The 15,152-nt window shown below is 66.3% G+C and carries 14 protein-coding genes and 1 pseudogene; 12 read left to right on the top strand and 3 right to left on the bottom strand.

Annotated elements, in window-relative coordinates:
- Nucleotides 1-122 precede the first annotated feature (122 nt).
- Nucleotides 123-1,310, top strand: coding sequence for a hypothetical protein (locus AC1DK4_RS17510; RefSeq protein WP_441620208.1), 1,188 nt, complete (start codon nucleotides 123-125; stop codon nucleotides 1,308-1,310).
- Nucleotides 1,311-1,337: 27 nt separating this feature from the next.
- Here AC1DK4_RS17510 and AC1DK4_RS17505 read toward each other — a convergent pair whose 3' ends face one another.
- The gene (locus AC1DK4_RS17505) at nucleotides 1,338-3,368 is read right to left on the bottom strand and encodes a S8 family serine peptidase (protein ID WP_477131664.1); all 2,031 of its coding nucleotides are present in this window, start codon (nucleotides 3,366-3,368) and stop codon (nucleotides 1,338-1,340) included.
- A gap of 195 nt (nucleotides 3,369-3,563) precedes the next feature.
- Entirely contained in the window at nucleotides 3,564-4,466 is a 903-nt protein-coding gene (locus AC1DK4_RS17500; RefSeq protein WP_441620204.1) for a LysR family transcriptional regulator, read from the bottom strand.
- A 156-nt stretch (nucleotides 4,467-4,622) separates the two neighbouring features.
- Here AC1DK4_RS17500 and AC1DK4_RS17495 point away from each other — a divergent pair, with 156 nt between their 5' ends.
- The 10 genes and pseudogenes from AC1DK4_RS17495 to AC1DK4_RS17450 all read left to right on the top strand — a co-directional run bounded on the left by AC1DK4_RS17495 (nucleotide 4,623) and on the right by AC1DK4_RS17450 (nucleotide 12,191).
- Nucleotides 4,623-5,513 (top strand): amidohydrolase family protein, encoded by an 891-nt coding sequence (locus AC1DK4_RS17495; RefSeq protein ID WP_477131663.1) that lies wholly within the window; start codon nucleotides 4,623-4,625, stop codon nucleotides 5,511-5,513.
- A gap of 31 nt (nucleotides 5,514-5,544) precedes the next feature.
- Nucleotides 5,545-6,549: a Bug family tripartite tricarboxylate transporter substrate binding protein gene (locus AC1DK4_RS17490; protein ID WP_441620201.1), complete on the top strand. Its 1,005-nt coding sequence runs from the start codon at nucleotides 5,545-5,547 to the stop codon at nucleotides 6,547-6,549.
- A gap of 46 nt (nucleotides 6,550-6,595) precedes the next feature.
- Nucleotides 6,596-7,330, top strand: a complete 735-nt coding sequence (locus AC1DK4_RS17485; protein WP_441620199.1) for a transporter substrate-binding domain-containing protein — start codon at nucleotides 6,596-6,598, stop codon at nucleotides 7,328-7,330.
- Between the two features lie 25 nt (nucleotides 7,331-7,355).
- Nucleotides 7,356-7,571 carry a tautomerase family protein gene (locus AC1DK4_RS17480; RefSeq protein ID WP_441620197.1) on the top strand — a complete coding sequence of 72 codons (216 nt, stop codon included), beginning with the start codon at nucleotides 7,356-7,358 and terminating at the stop codon, nucleotides 7,569-7,571.
- Complete coding sequence (gene mhpD, locus AC1DK4_RS17475; protein ID WP_441620195.1) at nucleotides 7,568-8,365, top strand: 2-keto-4-pentenoate hydratase; 798 nt, start codon at nucleotides 7,568-7,570, stop codon at nucleotides 8,363-8,365. Before AC1DK4_RS17480 ends, mhpD begins: the two co-directional genes overlap by 4 nt.
- Entirely contained in the window at nucleotides 8,362-9,168 is an 807-nt protein-coding gene (locus AC1DK4_RS17470; protein WP_441620193.1) for a 2-keto-4-pentenoate hydratase, read from the top strand. The genes mhpD and AC1DK4_RS17470 overlap by 4 nt, the downstream gene beginning before the upstream one ends.
- A 41-nt stretch (nucleotides 9,169-9,209) precedes the next feature.
- Nucleotides 9,210-9,314: pseudogene (locus tag AC1DK4_RS17465) on the top strand (acetaldehyde dehydrogenase (acetylating)); the annotation flags it as partial.
- 204 nt (nucleotides 9,315-9,518) lie between these two features.
- The gene (locus AC1DK4_RS17460; RefSeq protein ID WP_441620191.1) at nucleotides 9,519-10,541 is read left to right on the top strand and encodes an aldo/keto reductase; all 1,023 of its coding nucleotides are present in this window, start codon (nucleotides 9,519-9,521) and stop codon (nucleotides 10,539-10,541) included.
- Nucleotides 10,542-10,550: 9 nt separating this feature from the next.
- On the top strand, nucleotides 10,551-10,988 hold the full coding sequence (locus AC1DK4_RS17455) for an SRPBCC family protein (protein ID WP_441620189.1): 438 nt from the start codon (nucleotides 10,551-10,553) through the stop codon (nucleotides 10,986-10,988).
- Between the two features lie 246 nt (nucleotides 10,989-11,234).
- A complete protein-coding gene (locus AC1DK4_RS17450) occupies nucleotides 11,235-12,191 on the top strand; it encodes a LysR substrate-binding domain-containing protein (protein WP_441620187.1) in 957 nt (318 codons plus the stop codon).
- A gap of 93 nt (nucleotides 12,192-12,284) precedes the next feature.
- Here the strand turns inward: AC1DK4_RS17450 and AC1DK4_RS17445 are convergent, their stop codons facing one another.
- The gene (locus AC1DK4_RS17445; protein ID WP_441620340.1) at nucleotides 12,285-13,499 is read right to left on the bottom strand and encodes an MFS transporter; all 1,215 of its coding nucleotides are present in this window, start codon (nucleotides 13,497-13,499) and stop codon (nucleotides 12,285-12,287) included.
- Nucleotides 13,500-13,663: 164 nt separating this feature from the next.
- Here AC1DK4_RS17445 and AC1DK4_RS17440 point away from each other — a divergent pair, with 164 nt between their 5' ends.
- The gene (locus AC1DK4_RS17440; RefSeq protein ID WP_441649943.1) at nucleotides 13,664-14,587 is read left to right on the top strand and encodes a LysR family transcriptional regulator; all 924 of its coding nucleotides are present in this window, start codon (nucleotides 13,664-13,666) and stop codon (nucleotides 14,585-14,587) included.
- The last annotated feature ends 565 nt before the right edge of the window (nucleotides 14,588-15,152 follow it).

Here is a 15,152-nt window from a genome sequence, read left to right as displayed (position 1 = left end):
GGCCGCCTTCAATGGCGCGTTACGGTTGTGCGTTACGGTTGTGCGCTACGGTTGATGTCTGCTTTGCGGCGACATAGGCTATCTACGCCACAGCAACGCGCAGAGCGCGCAAAGGGGAAGCCATGAGCGACGAACTCGATTTCCGCAAGGAGCTGGCGCGCCAGCTGCTGTCGTCCGGCATGACGGCCGCCGATTTCGACAACCATCCCACCGTGGCGACCACGCTCGCGGCCGCGCCGGGGCTGGCCGCACACCCGCAGATCGCCTTCCCGGCCGCGCTGCGCCCGACACCGGTGCCACTGGCCACCATCCCCGATCTGAACGACCCGCTGCCCAAGGCCGACGTCGTGGTGATCACCTGGACGGTGGATGAAACCATGGCGCTCGGTGATGTGATGACGCCGGGCTTCTCGCGCGATCATTGGTATCGTTACGCGCGCAACTTCGCCCAATACCTGCCGAACATCCGTGCCCACGCGCCCGCGCGCGGCGTGATGCGCCTGGGCAGCTATTTCCCGGTGAAGATCGGCAGCAAGCGCGTGCTGTGCATGAAGTCGGAACTCCACCTCAACCAGGACGGCGTCACCACGCCGCCGGCGGGCAGCCCGCACAAGGCATCCCTGCCGATCAGGGACCTGCTCCACCAGATCATCGACGAAACGCAGGCGAAGCTGGTGATCACCACGGGCACCGCGGGCGCGGTGTTCGCGCAGCACGACCTCGGCGACGTGATCGTTACGCGCGGCGCGAAATTCCGCCTCAAGCAGGAGTTCCGCGACAGCCCGTTCAACGACAAGGTCTACAAGTCGGACTGGCAGGTCAAGACCACGCACTTCGCCAAGGCCGTGGAGCTGATGGCCGGCTTCAAGGAGCAGATCGCCGAGCCGGAGTTCCTCCCGCCCACGATCAACTACGCACCGCTGGACAACCTGCCCAAGCCGGTGCGCAAGAACGATCCCGACATCAAGCTCGACGGCAGGGAGCTGCCGGCCTTCCATCCCATTCTCACCACCGACTACTTCGAGTTCGGCACGTCGCTCAACCACCTCGACCAGATCGGCAGCGCGGTGGAGATGGGCGATGCGGTGCTGGGCATGGTGGTGGAAGAACGCGCCGCCGCCGGCAAGTCCACGCCACACTGGCTGGTGGTGCGCAACTGCTCGGACCCACAGATCAACGGCAAGCTGCGCAACAAGCCGGCCAAGCAGAGCCTGCAGGCGATGTGGGCGGTCTACTACTACGAGGGCTTCGGCTACTGGACCAGCATGAACAGCGCGCTCGCGTGCTGGGCCGTGATTGCCGGGCTGTAGCGGCACGGGCGGGGCAGGGCGGCCCTGCTAGCCGCCCACGCGGATCACCAGCGCGTAGTTCTGCTTCGCCAGCGCAATGGCGTGGGCCACCACCGATACGGTGACGCTGCCGGCCGGGATCTGATTCCATTCCACTTGCTCCACATTGTTGACGCGGTCGAAATCCGTGGCGCCCAGGGCCATGTTGCCGTGYCACTCGCGCCCGCCCGCCACGACCACCAGGTCGAGGTCGCTCTGCAGCCCTTCGCCGGGCGGATCGGTCCATACCAGCGTGACCTTGAGCCTGCGCGCGCTGGCGGCGATGGTCACCTCGTAGTCCTCGCGCTCGCCGGTGTCGAGCCGGGTGGCTTCGTCAAAGAACTGCAGCGTCTCGTGGTCCGCGTAGGGGCCGGTCACCGCCTGCAGGTCGACCCTGCCGAAGCCCTGGTTGTTGTTCGGCACGGCCCCGGCCTCGGAAGGCGAGTATTGCCCGGCAAGCGGGCGTGCGCCGTTGATGATCAGCGCCTTGACCAGCGCCGCGCTGGGCTTGCGCAAGCGGTGACGGGTGCGCAGGAACTGCCGCACGACGGCTGCGCATCCGGCCACCAGCGGGGTGGCCATGCTGGTGCCGCCGTCGAACATGTAGAGCGGATCGCCCGACAGGCCCCAGCCTTCGGACCTGGTCGCGCGCGAGCGGGTGGACAAGATGTACGTGCCGGGCGCCACCACGTCCGGCTYGAAGCGAAGGTCCATGGTCGGGCCGCGGCTGCTGAACGCGACCATGCCTTCCGGGTTGTTGGCGAGCCGGTCCGACTTGATGGGATTGGTCGGGAAATCGGCCGGCCAGCCGGCGCCGTAGGTCATCTTCATGGCCGGGCGGTCGTTCTCGCTGGCACCGATGGTCAGGCAGTTCTTGGCGGTCCCGGGCGGCGGGACCGAAGACGGGTTGACCTGGCCGTTGGCGTCGCTGTCCGTGCCCGCATTGCCGGCGGCGAAGCAGATCAGCATGTCGCGGTTCTTGTAGACGAATTCATCGACTTCATGCGCCTGCGGATCGTACTTGCCGAAGTTGCCCTGGCTGCACCACGAGTTCGTGTGCACGCGCGCCTTGTGGGTCTTGTAGGGCGGCAGGAACAGATCGTTCAGGTCGCCGGGCAGGCCACCCAGGCCTGACTGGCTGTCCAGCACCGACTGGAGCACCAGCCTGGCGCCGGGGGCCGCGCCGCAGATGGCGCCGTCCGTGCTGGACACGCCGTCGCCAAGCACGGAGCCTGCCACGTGCGTGCCGTGCCCGTCGGGATCGTCCTTGCGCCCGGGCCGGCCCAGCGCGTACAGCGCCTTGACGCGGCCCTTGAAGGCAGGGTGCACATTGGTCGTGGAGCCTTTGTCGAAGCCGGTATCGGCCACCGCCACCACTTCGCCATCGCCGCGCAGCGCAGCGGGGTCGGCCGCGGCCGGGGCGCGCAGGATGGTGCGCGCGATATTGTTGGCCAGCCGGCGCGGGAATACTTCCTCGACGTGGCGCACCGGGTCCAGCGCCGCGACCTCCGGCAGGCGCCGGCGCTTGAGCGTCACGCGCAGCTTGTGCCCGGCCACGGTCACCGCGGATACGTCCAGGTGCGCGGCGGCGGCAACCAGCTTGTGCGCTTCGGCCACCCTGGCGTTCCGGTGCAGCACCACGTCGACCGTGACGCGCGAACTATCGAGCTCGGCCGGCGGCGCCAGCGCGGCCGCCGCCACGGCAACGYCGCCGGGCTGCGGCGCCACCCGGCGCAGCGACGGCGAGAGCTTGACCACGTTGGGATACAGGTCGGCCCAGTCGACGAACGGCAGTGCCCGCACCCTGGCGAGGCTGGTCTTCGGGAAGTAGCAAACCAGCCCGCCGCCCGGCACCGCTTCCAGGACCTCGGCGCCGGCGCGCGCCAGTTGCTGCTTCTGTGCGGCATTCATCGGGGCATGGGGCACCACGACGATGTAGTCGGTCGTGCTGGCGTTCTCGTTGGCCAGGGAGAACGCCGCCAGGGTCTCCCTGGGTGCCGACGTGTCGATCGCGATGCCGTTGATCGTGATGGAAGCCATCGTGTTTTTCCTCCCTCGTCACGCCGGTGCCGCAGGGCAAGGCCCGTCGCCGACATGCCGGCGCGCTGTCTATGCAGTTCTAGTCGCTGAGGCGCCGCTCCGTATTGAATTTTTCTTTTTTCAGCTGAAATGCAACAACACGACGACGGCCGCCGGGGCAGGGCGGGGCACGATGCCTGGCGCGTCAGGCCTGCGTCAGCGCCGCCTCAGCGGTAGCTGCGCGCCCTGTCGCGCAACGTTGAGGAATGCCTGGAGAATTTGCGATTGATCGTCGCGGCGGTACAGGCAGCTCAGTTCGATGTCCTTCAGTACACGCGACCTGAGCGGCTTATAGACCACGCCCGGCAGCCGCAGGTTCGATGCCGACTCGGTCGTCACGCAAAGCCCGAAGCCCCCGGCAACCAGGGCGACGGCGGTGACCACGTCCTCCACCTCCTGCTCGATCACCAGTCGCACGCCCTCGCTGCGAAACGCTGACATGACCTCCTGGGCCAGTCCCGGCAGCGGTGCATTGGGATAGAGGATCATCGGCTCGCTGTCGAGATCCTTCAGCGTCAGCACCGGCTTCTTGCCCAGGCGGTGGTGTTCCGGCAGCGCCACCAGCATGGTTTCGCGCAGCACGGTCTCGACCATCAGGTCCGGCTCGTTCGGTACCAGCCGATTGAACCCCACCGTGATGCGGCGCTCGCGCAGCGCTTCGATCTGTTCGGCCTTGCCCATGTTGTGCAGGCCGATCCGTACCTCCGGCCGTGCCTTGTGAAAGCGCGCCAGCAGCACCGGAATCACGTTGAGCAGGCCCGAGCCGAAGATGCCGACGTCGAGCCGGCCGATCAGGCCCCGTCCCGCGCGCTGCGCCTTTTCGCTTGCCCGCCGCGCCATGCTGAGCACATTGGGCACCTCCTCGAGCAGGGCCGTGCCGGCTTCCGTCAGTTCCACGCCCTTGGCCGTGCGCACGAACAGCGCGGCGCCGAGTTCCTCTTCGAGCGCGTGGATGTGGCGCGTCAGCGGTGGCTGGGCCATATGCAGGCGCGCAGCCGCGCGGGTGAAATTGCGCTCCTCCGCGACCGCGAGGAAGTAACGCATCTGTTTGAGATCCATGGGAGGTCCGCGTGTTGGGAGGAGATCAGGAAGGGCAATACCGGATCGGTATGGTATCGGAAAAAAATAGTATTAGACCGTATAGGGCTGACTGGCCGATGATCCACATCAGCGCAGGGGCAGAAGTCCCGCGAAGCACCAGACTGGAGACAAGCCATGCCCACCGGCCTCACCGCCGCCCCCCCGCCCTGCCAGGGGCCGGACCGCAACCTGCGCATGCCGGCGTTCCGCATGCCCCGGGGCGCCGTGGACTGCCACGCCCACGTGTTCGGCCCGCAGGCGCAGTACCCTTTTTCCGAAGAGCGCAGCTACACGCCGGAGGATTGCACTGTCGAACAATACGAGGCCTTGCTCGCCACGCTGGGCATCGACCGCTGCGTGATCGTGCACGGCGGCGCGCACGGCACGGACAACCGTGTCACGCTGGACGCCATCGCACGCATGGGAAAACGCGCACGCGGCGTTGCGGTAATCCGGCCGGGACTCGGGCGAGCCGCGCTGCAGGCAATGCACGACGGCGGCATGCGCGGCTGCCGGATCTCCACCGTCGTGCGCGGCGGCGCCCGTTTCGAACACCTGGAGGCGTTGGCGCAGGAGACCCATCCGCTCGGCTGGCATCTGGTGCTGCATCTGCACGAGTCGAAGGAGTTGTGCGACCTGGCGCCGCGCCTGATGGCATTGCCCAACCCGTTCGTCGTCGATCATCTCGGCCATGTGCTTGGCGACGAGGGCGTGCAGTCGGCGGGATTCGCTGCGCTCATGGGCCTGCTGGAGGGAGGCCGCTGCTGGGTCAAGCTCGCCAGCCTGTATCGCTCGTCGTCGCAGGCATATCCGCACCYGGACATGCTGCCGATGATCCATGCCGTGGTGCGCGCGTATCCCGACCGCGTGATCTGGGGCAGCAACTGGCCGCATCCCATCTACAAGGGGGCGATGCCCAACGATGCCGACCTCGTCGACCTGATTCCGCTCTGGGTGCCTGACGCGGACCAGCAGCGGCGCATGCTCGTGGACAATCCGGCGCGCCTGTACGGCTTTGACGACTGACCGCAGGACAAGATTCAGACAGGAGACAGAAATGCCTTTGCGCATCACCAGTACCCGCCCGGGCCGTTCGCCATGGCGGCGTCTCGCCGCCGGGCTGTTCGCCGGCACCGCCATGCTTGCCGCCGGCGCCGCCGCCGCACAGAGCTTCGACAAGCCGGTCACCATCGTCGTGCCGTTCCCGGCGGGCGGGACCACCGACATCGTCGCGCGCGCCCTGGCCGTCGGCATGGGCGACGCCCTCAAGCAAACAGTCATCGTCGACAACCGCGCGGGCGCTGGCGGCAACGTCGGCGCGGAGATCGTCGCGCATGCCAAGCCGGACGGCTACACGCTGCTGGTGACCACCGCCGGCCCGCTGAGCATCAATCAGTATCTTTACCGCCGGCTTGGCTATGACCCCGCCAAGGACTTCGCGCCCGTGGGCCTGATCGCCACCGTGCCCATCATGCTGGTGGCCAATACCGGGCAGCCTTTCAAGACGCTGCCGGAGCTGATCGCCTACGCCAAGGCGCATCCGGGCAAGCTTTCCTACGGCTCCCAGGGCAACGGCACGACCAGCCACCTCACCATGGAACTGCTCAAGAGCCGCGCCGGCATCGACCTGCTGCACGTGCCGTACCGCGGCAGCTCGCCCGCGGCCACGGATCTGATGGGCGGCAACGTGCAGGTGATGTTCGACAATTCGCCGGCAACGCTGCCGTTCGTCGAGGCCCAGCGGATGCGGGCGCTGGGCGTGGCCACGCCCGGCCGCGTGCCGGCGCTCAAGAACGTCCCGGCGATCGCCGAGACCGTGAAGGGCTTCGAGTCCATCGCCTGGTTCGCCATCGTCGCACCGGCGGGCACGCCCGCCAACGTAGTGCAGGCGCTCAATGCCGCGATGAATGCCACGCTCAAGCGGCCGGAGGTCAAGGAAAAATTCGCGGCTTCGGGCGTGGAGCTCGGCGGCGGCACCCCCGAGGTGCTGGCGCGCTTTATCAAGAGCGAGAGCGCGAAGTGGGGCACGGTCATCAAGACGGCCGGCGTGCACCTTGACTGACCCGACCCGCCCTGACCGGCCCACCCCCAGACCAGGAATGAACCTGATGACTATCGATGCTTCCGTCCTCCGGGACCTGGCGCCGCACGGCCGCGTACGTGCTGCGATCAACTTCGGCAATGCCGCGCTCGCGCAGCGCGATCCGGCCACCGGCGCGCCGGGGGGCATCTCGGTCGCCATGGCCTATGCGCTGGGCGAGCAGCTCGGACTCGAGACCGAACTCGTGCCCTACGATGCCGCGGGCAAGGTCACCGATGCCCTCGCCGACGACGCCTGGGACGTAGCCTTCCTGGCGGTCGACCCCGTGCGCGCCGACCGCCTGGCGTTCTCGCCGGCCTATGTGCAGATCGCTGCCTGCTACATGGTCCACGCCGCTTCGCCGCTGCAGCGCCCGCAGGACGTCGATGCGCCGGGCCGCAGCGTGGCCGTCGGCAAGGGGGCCGCCTACGACCTGCACCTGACGCGGACCTTGAAACAGGCGCGGATCGAGCGCCGGCCCACGGCCGCCGAGGCCTTCGCGCTGTTCGAGTCCGCGCCGCTCGACGCCGCCGCCGGCGTGCGCCGCGTGATCGAGCAATACGCGGCGACGCGGCCGCACCTGCGCGTGATGGCCGACGACTTCCTGGCGATCGACCAGGCGCTGTGCCTGCCGCGCGGCCGCGAGGCCGGTGCCGCCTGGTTGCATGACTTCGTCGAAGCCATGAAGCGCAACGGCTTCGTGGCCGACGCGCTCAAGCGCGCCGGCAAGACCGATATCGCGGTGGCGCCGCCCGCCGCCTGAATTCCACTCCATAGCGAAAACCTTCATGCCGATCGTACAGATCACCCTTATCGAAGGTCGCGACGAAGCGACCGTCAAGCGCTGCATCCAGGAGGTGGCGCGCACCGTGCACGCCACGCTCGGCGCGCCGCTGGAGAGCATCCGCGTGCTGGTCAGCCAGTTGCCCGCCACGCAGTGGAGCGTGGGCGACCGCACCAAGGACGAGATCGACGCTGCGCGCGCCGCCAGGGAGAACCCATGACACCCCAGCAACAACAAGCCGCCGCGCTTGCGCTGCGCGAGGCCGCGCGCACCGGCGAATGGATCGCTCCGCTGCGCGAGCAGTACCCGGGCATCGACGCCGAGGCAGCCTATGCGATCCAGCGCATCAACACCGAGGCACGCGTGGCTGGCGGGCATCGCATCGTCGGTCGTAAGATCGGCCTGACGGCACGCGCCGTGCAGGCGCAGCTCGGCGTGGACCGGCCCGACTTCGGCACGCTGTTCGACGACATGGGCTATGGCGATGGCGAGCCGGTTCCGGTGTCGGCGCTGCAGCAGCCGAAGATCGAAGCGGAAGTCGCCTTCGTGCTGGGCCGCGACCTTGACCTCGAGCGCGCGGGCCTGGTGGACGTGCTCGGCGCCATCGAGTACGCGTTGCCGGCGCTGGAGATCGTCGGCAGCCGCATCGACAACTGGAATATCCGGTTCGTGGACACGGTGGCCGACAACGCATCCTCGGCAGCCTACGTGCTCGGCACCACGCCGAAGACCTTGCAGGCATTCGACGCGCGCCTGTGCGGCATGGCGCTGATGCGGCGCGGCGAGCCGGTTTCGACCGGCGCGGGCGCCGCATGCCTTGGCAATCCGCTCAACGCGGTGGTCTGGCTGGCGCGCACGATGGCCGCGCTTGGCAGCCCGCTGCGCGCCGGCGATCTCGTGCTGTCCGGCGCGCTCGGCCCGATGGTGCCGGTGCAGCCCGGCGACGTGTTCGATGCCCATATCAACGGCCTGGGCAGCGTGAAGGCCGTATTCGAACCGGAGAACGCGCAATGACCTCGCTGACATCGATCCAGGATCTTGCTGCAATGCTGGACGACGCCGCCGCCGGCGCGACCGCCGTGGCGCAGTTCGATGCCGATGGCACGCTGTCGCTCGCCGACGCCTACGCGATCCAGTCGGCCGCGGTGCGTCGCCGCGAGGCGCGCGGCGAGCGGCGGGTCGGCGTGAAGATGGGCTTTACCAGCCGCGCCAAGATGATCCAGATGGGGCTGTCCGACGTGATCTGGGGCCGCCTGACCAGCGGCATGCAGGTGGAGGAGGGCGGGGCGGTCGATTTCTCGCGCTACGTGCATCCGCGCGTCGAGCCGGAGCTGGCGTTCGTGCTGAAGAAGCCCCTGGCCGGCGACGCGACCGCTGCCGAGGCGCTTGCCGCGGTGGAGGCGATCGCGCCGGCGCTCGAGATCATCGATTCGCGCTACCGGGATTTCAAGTTCACCTTGCCCGAGGTCATCGCGGACAACGCCTCGTCGAGCGGCTTCGTGATCGGCGCCTGGCACGATCCGCACCGCGATTTCGGCAACCTCGGCCTGGTGCTGTCGATCGACGGCCGGGCGGTGCAGGTGGGCTCCACGGCGGCGATTCTCGGCCATCCGCTGCGCTCGCTGGTGGCCGCGGCGCGCGTCGCCGCAGCCGCCGGCGAGCCCCTGCAGACAGGCTGGCTGGTAATGGCCGGCGGCGCCACGCAGGCCGAATGGATCCGGCCGGGGCAGTACGTCTCGGTCGATATGGAAGGGCTCGGGCATGCAGGCTTCCATGTATCGCCGCCAGAAGGAAAACAAGCAAAAACCGCAAACTGAAAGTCGCCATCATCGGGCCGGGCAATATCGGCACCGACCTGATGTTCAAGGTGATGCGCAATAGCCGGCACCTGGAAATGGGCGCGATGGTCGGCGTGGACCCGGCCTCGGATGGGCTGGCCCGCGCCAGCCGCCTTGGCATCGCCCCACCGCCGCGGGCATCGACGAAGCGCGCCGATGCATGCCGAGTGGCCGATGCAGCCCATGCGACGCCAATGTACGCGCGTCCGGCCCAGCCCGCTCGTTCATATTAAGACCTTGGGAGACTTAAGTTCTCCCTATTCCGTCTTGGACAGGCTCAACTTGCGATCCTAGACTGCCTTCACTCAACTCACTTCTGGAGAGCAGTCATGAGCATCAAAGACAAGTTGCCCGCCGGCAGCGTCCTCGGTTTCGGTACCGCCCCGCTGGGCAACATGTTCCGCGATATCCCCGAAGCCGAAGCCGCCGCCACCGTGGACGCCGCCTGGGAACACGGGATCCGCTACTTCGACACCGCGCCTTTCTACGGCGCCGGCCTGTCCGAGATCCGCCTGGGCCAGGCCCTGGCCAAGCGCAACCGCAATGACTATGTGATCAGCACCAAGGTTGGCCGCCTGATCCTGGACGAAGTCGAAGACGCCAGCGCGCGCGATCTTGGCGAAAAAGGTGGTTTGTTCGCCACCGGGCGTCCTAACAAGCTGGTCAACGACTATTCGGCCGACGCCACGTTGCGCTCGATCGACGACAGCCTGAAACGACTGGGCACCGATCGCCTCGATATCGTCTGGGTGCACGATATCGCGCAGGACTTCTATGGCGACGAATGGTTGTCCTACTTCGAGACTGCCCGCAAGGGTGCCTTCCGCGTGCTGACCCGGCTGCGCGAGGAAGGAGTCATCAAGGCCTGGGGCCTGGGCGTCAATCGCGTCGAACCGCTGGAGCTGACGCTGGACCTGGCCGAAGCGCAGCCTGATGGCTTCCTGCTCGCCGGGCGCTACTCGCTGCTGGATCACGAGCGCGCCCTGCAGCGCCTGATGGCGGCGGCCGCCGCGCAGAAGGTCGAGATCGTCGTCGGCGGCCCCTACAGCTCCGGCATCCTGGCCGGCGGCACGCATTTCGAGTACCAGAAGGCGCCGGCCGACATCGTCGCCAAAGTCGAGCGCATCAAGGCGATCGCCCGGCGCTACCAGGTCGGCATCAAGGCCGCCGCCCTGCAATTCGCACTGGCCAATCCCGCCGTCGCCGCGGTAATCCCGGGGGCGAGCCGTCCCGAGCGCATCGCCGAAGACATGGCCGCGCTGTCGGAGCCGATCCCCGCTGGCTTCTGGCGCGAAATGCGCGAGCAAGGCCTGGTCGCGCCCAATGCGCCGCTTCCCATCGATCTCGCCTGAGGAGCCAACATGGCACAAGCTTTTGCAAGCATCACGCTCGCGGTCCCGGCAGACCAGGTATGGCAACGGATCGGCGGCTTCGATTCGCTGCCGGACTGGCTGCCCTACATTCCCAGGAGCGAGTTGAGCGAGGGCGGCCGCGTGCGTCGCCTGGCCAATCCCGACGGCAATGCCATCGTCGAGCGGCTCGAGGTATTCGACAACGCGGCGCGCAGCTACACCTATTCGATCCTCGAGGCGCCGTTCCCCGTGACCGGCTATCGCTCGACGCTGCGCGTGCTGGAAATCCCAGGCGAGCAGGGCGCGCAGGTCGAATGGTCCGGCCAGTTCACGCCGGTTGGTGTGAGCGATGAGGAGGCGTCCGCCCTGTTCGGCGGTATCTACCGGGACGGCCTGAAGGCGCTCGAAGCGTCGTTTGGCAGCAGCAGCGACAGCGCTTCGTCTTGAAGGCCATCGACGGCCTAAGCCGGTACTGCGTCGGCTCCGGGCCGGGCACGTCGCGCGTGCTGTTCCGGCGCGGCGAATGATCGTCTCCCCGCCACGCCTTTCCTGGCGCGGCGGGGAAATCATTGCAAGGCATGCTTCATGCAATATGCGGAGATGAAGATCCGCAGATCGCGGCACGGTCGGGCGTTGCAAGTTGAGCCTCGACGGGACATGATCAGGAAAAAGTTAAGTCTCTAGAGGTCTGAGATGCTGGACATTCGCCAACTCCACTATTTTGTCGCCGTCGCCGAGGAAGAACACGTCGGACGGGCGGCGGAGCGGCTGCACATCTCGCAGTCGCCGCTGAGCAGGCAGATCGCGCAACTCGAGGAAAAGCTGGGGTTGACGCTGTTCGAGCGCTCCCAGCAGCGCATCCGCCTGACCACGGACGGGCGCACATTCCTGGCCGAAACGCGCGCCTTCCTCACCCATGGCAACCGGCTGGAGTCACTGGCCCGGCGCCTGGGGAAGGGGGACGAGGGCGGGCTGTGCATCGGGTATCTCGAATACGCCATGCATTCCGGCGTGCTGCCCAATGCCTTGCGCGAACTGCGGCAGACGCGCCCGAACGTGCATATCGCGCTCTACAACCATCCCTCCGCGGCGCAGATCGAAGGACTGCGCCAGCGCAGCCTGGACATCGCCCTGGTATGCGAGCCGCCGCCTCCGGACGACCCGGACCTGGAGTCCGCACAGGTGCTGAACGACCCGATGCTGCTTGCCATTCCCGAGGGACATCCGTTGGCAACGGCGCAGCGCTTCACGCCGGACGACCTCGCGGCGCAGAAGTGGATTGGCGTGATGCACAGGGAGAGTGCCCTGCGGCACGACACCTTCATTGCCGCCTGCGCCAGGGCCGGCTTTACGCCGTCCATCACCATGGAAGCCACCGAGCCGCTGGCAGCACTGGGACTGGTGGCAGCAGGCCTCGGCATGACCATGATCCAGCAGAGCCTGCGCCACCAGGCGCCGGACGGGGTGGTCCTGCACGAACTGTCGTGGTTCACCTACCGCACGCCGTTGTGGGCGGCGTGGCACAAAGTCAATCTGCGGCCCCTGGTGGAGATTTTCCGCAAGACCCTCATCAGGACGAGCGCCGAGATCACCGGTCCGGCGCACCAGCCGGCGGCCGCTCCTGAGGCAGCGTTGGCGATCGGCAAATAGCCCGCGCTTGCGGCCGCGAGCCCGGCCCCCGCCGTCTCGAATAAGGTCTTGGATGGTCCGCGACGCATCCTCGCGGACCGGCTCCGGGGCAATTCAATCTGCGCTCGCTGAGATGTTGCCCGCTTTGATCGCCGCATCGGTATTCGGGCTCCGCTGGCCGCCCCGGGCGCCGATCCAGTGTATTGCGGAAGCGATGAGTCCAAGCACGATTCCAAATGCGACGATGCCCGTCCAGCCGAAGCGAGTCATGAGCCAGCCGCTGATCACCGTACCGAGGGCGCCGCCGAAGAAGGTAGCGGTCATGTAGAGGCTGTTAATGCGGCCCTGCGCCTTCGGATCAACGGCGAAGGCGCGCGTCTGGTTGGACACAAGGCCTGACTGCACGCCAATATCGAGCACGATGACACCGATAACCAGAAGGGCAAGCGAGGAATCGGCGCCGGCGAGAAGCACGTACGCAAGCGTCACTATGCCGATACTGGCCCCAATGACGCTGCGCGACCCCAACCGGTCAGTGGCGCGACCGCCGAGTGAAGCGGCAAGTGCGCCAGCCGCGCCAATGATGCCAAAGCCGCCCGCCCAGGCACTACCAAGGTGCCACGGACCGCTTACGAGGAGCGCGGCCAGATTCACCCAAAACGCATTGAAGCAAGCCCACAACAGCGCCTGGATGATCATCGATTCCCGGATCGGGCGATTGTCCCGCGCCAGCGGCCAGAGCGACGCGAGCAGGCGTCCATAGGACAGATTCGTGGTGGGCCGACCCCGCGGCAGCAGCGATGCGGCGGCGATCCAGACCGGGATCATGAACGCCGCTTCCACGCCATAGACCGCGCGCCAGCCATAGGCCGCGCCGACCACGCCACTGATCGTGCGGCCAAGCAGGATGCCAACCATGATCCCGCTGACGACCGTCCCCACCGAGCGCCCACGCTCGCTTGGCGGCGACATGACGGCCGCGAAAGGCACGAGCTGTTGCGGCACGCAGCTGACAATGCCAAGACCAAAGGAAGCTGCGATCAGCGCCCAGACACCGGGGGCGAGCGCTGCAACCACGGCAAAGCCGAAGGCGAGCGCGATCTGGCCGAGTACCAGCTTGCGACGGTCGAAGCGGTCGCCCAGAGGCAACAGAAGCGCCAGCCCCGTTGCGAAGCCAAGCAACGCAGCGCCGGCAACGAGATCAACCGTTGTCACGTCGAGGTGCAGGTCCGACGCGATCAACGGCAAGATCGGCTGTGTGCAATAGATGTTGGTGATCACCGCGCCCGCGATGATTGCCATCATCACGATCTTGCTACGGGACGCCATCGCAGGCGCGTGCGGACTGTCGGGTGGGTTGGATGGGTTGCTCACGGCACTCTCCTTTCATTCTCGAGATACTAGGTTCGTAAGTTACCTCCTTGCATCTGAAAAGAGAATCCAGCAAAATTGAGAGTCATCCTTCCATCAATTGATAGAATCGATAGAATCAGATGAACCTTTTTGACTCCATGTCTCTGCTCATCGCGGTCGCCGATTCGGGCAGTTTGTCCGCCGCCGCGCGTCGCCTCGGCGTGCCGCTGGCAACAGTCAGCCGCAAGATTGGGGAGCTGGAGGCACATTTAAAAGTCCGTTTGCTTCACCGCACGACGCGCAAGCTTTCGCTGACGGAAGCCGGGGATTCATACGTGGCCGCCTGCAGGCGGATTCTCGAGCAAATCGGAGAGGCCGAGCGCGCTGCGACCGGTGAACATTCCTCGCCCAGGGGCGAGCTCGTCATCACGGCTCCTGTCACTTTCGGGCGCTTGCACGTCGTGCCGGTCGTTGCGGAATTTCTCGCGCAATATCCGGAGATCGACATCAACCTCGCGCTCACGGATCGCGTCGTGCATCTGATGGACGAGCACGCCGACGTGGCGGTCCGGATTGGTAAATTGCCCGATAGCACGCTCATGGCGACGCGAGTCGGAGTCGTCCGCCGGGTCGTATGTGCAAGTCCGGCATATCTGGCAACTCACGGCGTGCCGGCCGGACCGCGCGATCTCGCCGGGCATAAATGCATTACCTTCGAGGTTCTCGCGTCCATGCGCGCCTGGGTTTTTGGATTCGGCAAGTCCGAGTTATCCGTGCCCATTCATTCGCGGCTTGCAGTCAATACCGCGGAGGCGGCTATTGCAGCCGCGATACTCGGCGTTGGACTGGTACGTGTGCTGTCCTACCAGGTTGCGGATGCCATACGTAATAAGACACTTTGCATCGTGCTCGAGGAATTCGAGTCGGCGCCATTGCCAGTCAGTCTTGTGCATAAAGGACAAGCGCCGCTGCCGTTGAAGTTGCGTGCCTTCCTGGACTTCGCGACACCACGCCTGCGAACGCGCGCAGCGCAGAGTGCACCCGTCCCGCCGCCACATGACTGATGTCGGATGGGCATGGCGCCCGGCATTTCTACGACGAAGTGCCGGGCGCACTGGGTGTTGAGCGAGTCATGGACCTGGACACGCCGTCGCTCTGGGGATGCCGCTTCGCTCCTGCGTAACTTGCCGGATGCCTGCGCTGTTGCCCGTCACGAGGGCCTGCCGTAGGAAGGCGTGCCGGCGGCTTCGGGCCTCGATGCACCCTCGATGTGGCCATGGTGGCACTTTTTGGTTTTTTCCAGAAAAAACTTGCAAGCTCGGTGTGGAACCCTTAGTATTCGGTCCCCCGCAGCAGGAAATATTGCGGCGAATCAAGCAGGGAAAATGATTGCCTGGGTCGGCGAAGGTAATTAGTCGAGGTGAGCGAGGTTTTTGAAAAAAAGAAATTTCGCAAAAAACTCTTGATTTAATTACTAAGTTTCTTCATAATCTCGTTTCTCTGCTGCTGACAACAAAGCAGCGACGCGGTAAGCAAAGCGAACCGCGGCAAGTTCTTTAACAAACAAACAACCGATAAGTGTGGGCGCTTGATAGCGGATGCCCGGTGCGCAAGCATCGGAGCTTACAA

It is taken from the genome of Cupriavidus sp. 05N38, assembly GCF_056397345.1.
Note: the sequence above shows the minus strand (reverse complement) of the source record. Positions and strands in the feature narration are given on the sequence as shown.

What these genes read in the sequence shown, in the direction of transcription:
- AC1DK4_RS17510 (WP_441620208.1), top strand. Translation starts at nt 123, where the DNA reads ATGAGCGACGAACTCGATTTCCGCAAGGAGCTGGCGCGCCAGCTGCTG.
- AC1DK4_RS17500 (WP_441620204.1), bottom strand. Translation starts at nt 4,466, where the DNA reads ATGGATCTCAAACAGATGCGTTACTTCCTCGCGGTCGCGGAGGAGCGC.
- AC1DK4_RS17490 (WP_441620201.1), top strand. Translation starts at nt 5,545, where the DNA reads ATGCCTTTGCGCATCACCAGTACCCGCCCGGGCCGTTCGCCATGGCGG.
- AC1DK4_RS17485 (WP_441620199.1), top strand. Translation starts at nt 6,596, where the DNA reads ATGACTATCGATGCTTCCGTCCTCCGGGACCTGGCGCCGCACGGCCGC.
- AC1DK4_RS17480 (WP_441620197.1), top strand. Translation starts at nt 7,356, where the DNA reads ATGCCGATCGTACAGATCACCCTTATCGAAGGTCGCGACGAAGCGACC.
- mhpD (WP_441620195.1), top strand. Translation starts at nt 7,568, where the DNA reads ATGACACCCCAGCAACAACAAGCCGCCGCGCTTGCGCTGCGCGAGGCC.
- AC1DK4_RS17470 (WP_441620193.1), top strand. Translation starts at nt 8,362, where the DNA reads ATGACCTCGCTGACATCGATCCAGGATCTTGCTGCAATGCTGGACGAC.
- AC1DK4_RS17460 (WP_441620191.1), top strand. Translation starts at nt 9,519, where the DNA reads ATGAGCATCAAAGACAAGTTGCCCGCCGGCAGCGTCCTCGGTTTCGGT.
- AC1DK4_RS17455 (WP_441620189.1), top strand. Translation starts at nt 10,551, where the DNA reads ATGGCACAAGCTTTTGCAAGCATCACGCTCGCGGTCCCGGCAGACCAG.
- AC1DK4_RS17450 (WP_441620187.1), top strand. Translation starts at nt 11,235, where the DNA reads ATGCTGGACATTCGCCAACTCCACTATTTTGTCGCCGTCGCCGAGGAA.
- AC1DK4_RS17445 (WP_441620340.1), bottom strand. Translation starts at nt 13,499, where the DNA reads ATGGCGTCCCGTAGCAAGATCGTGATGATGGCAATCATCGCGGGCGCG.
- AC1DK4_RS17440 (WP_441649943.1), top strand. Translation starts at nt 13,664, where the DNA reads ATGAACCTTTTTGACTCCATGTCTCTGCTCATCGCGGTCGCCGATTCG.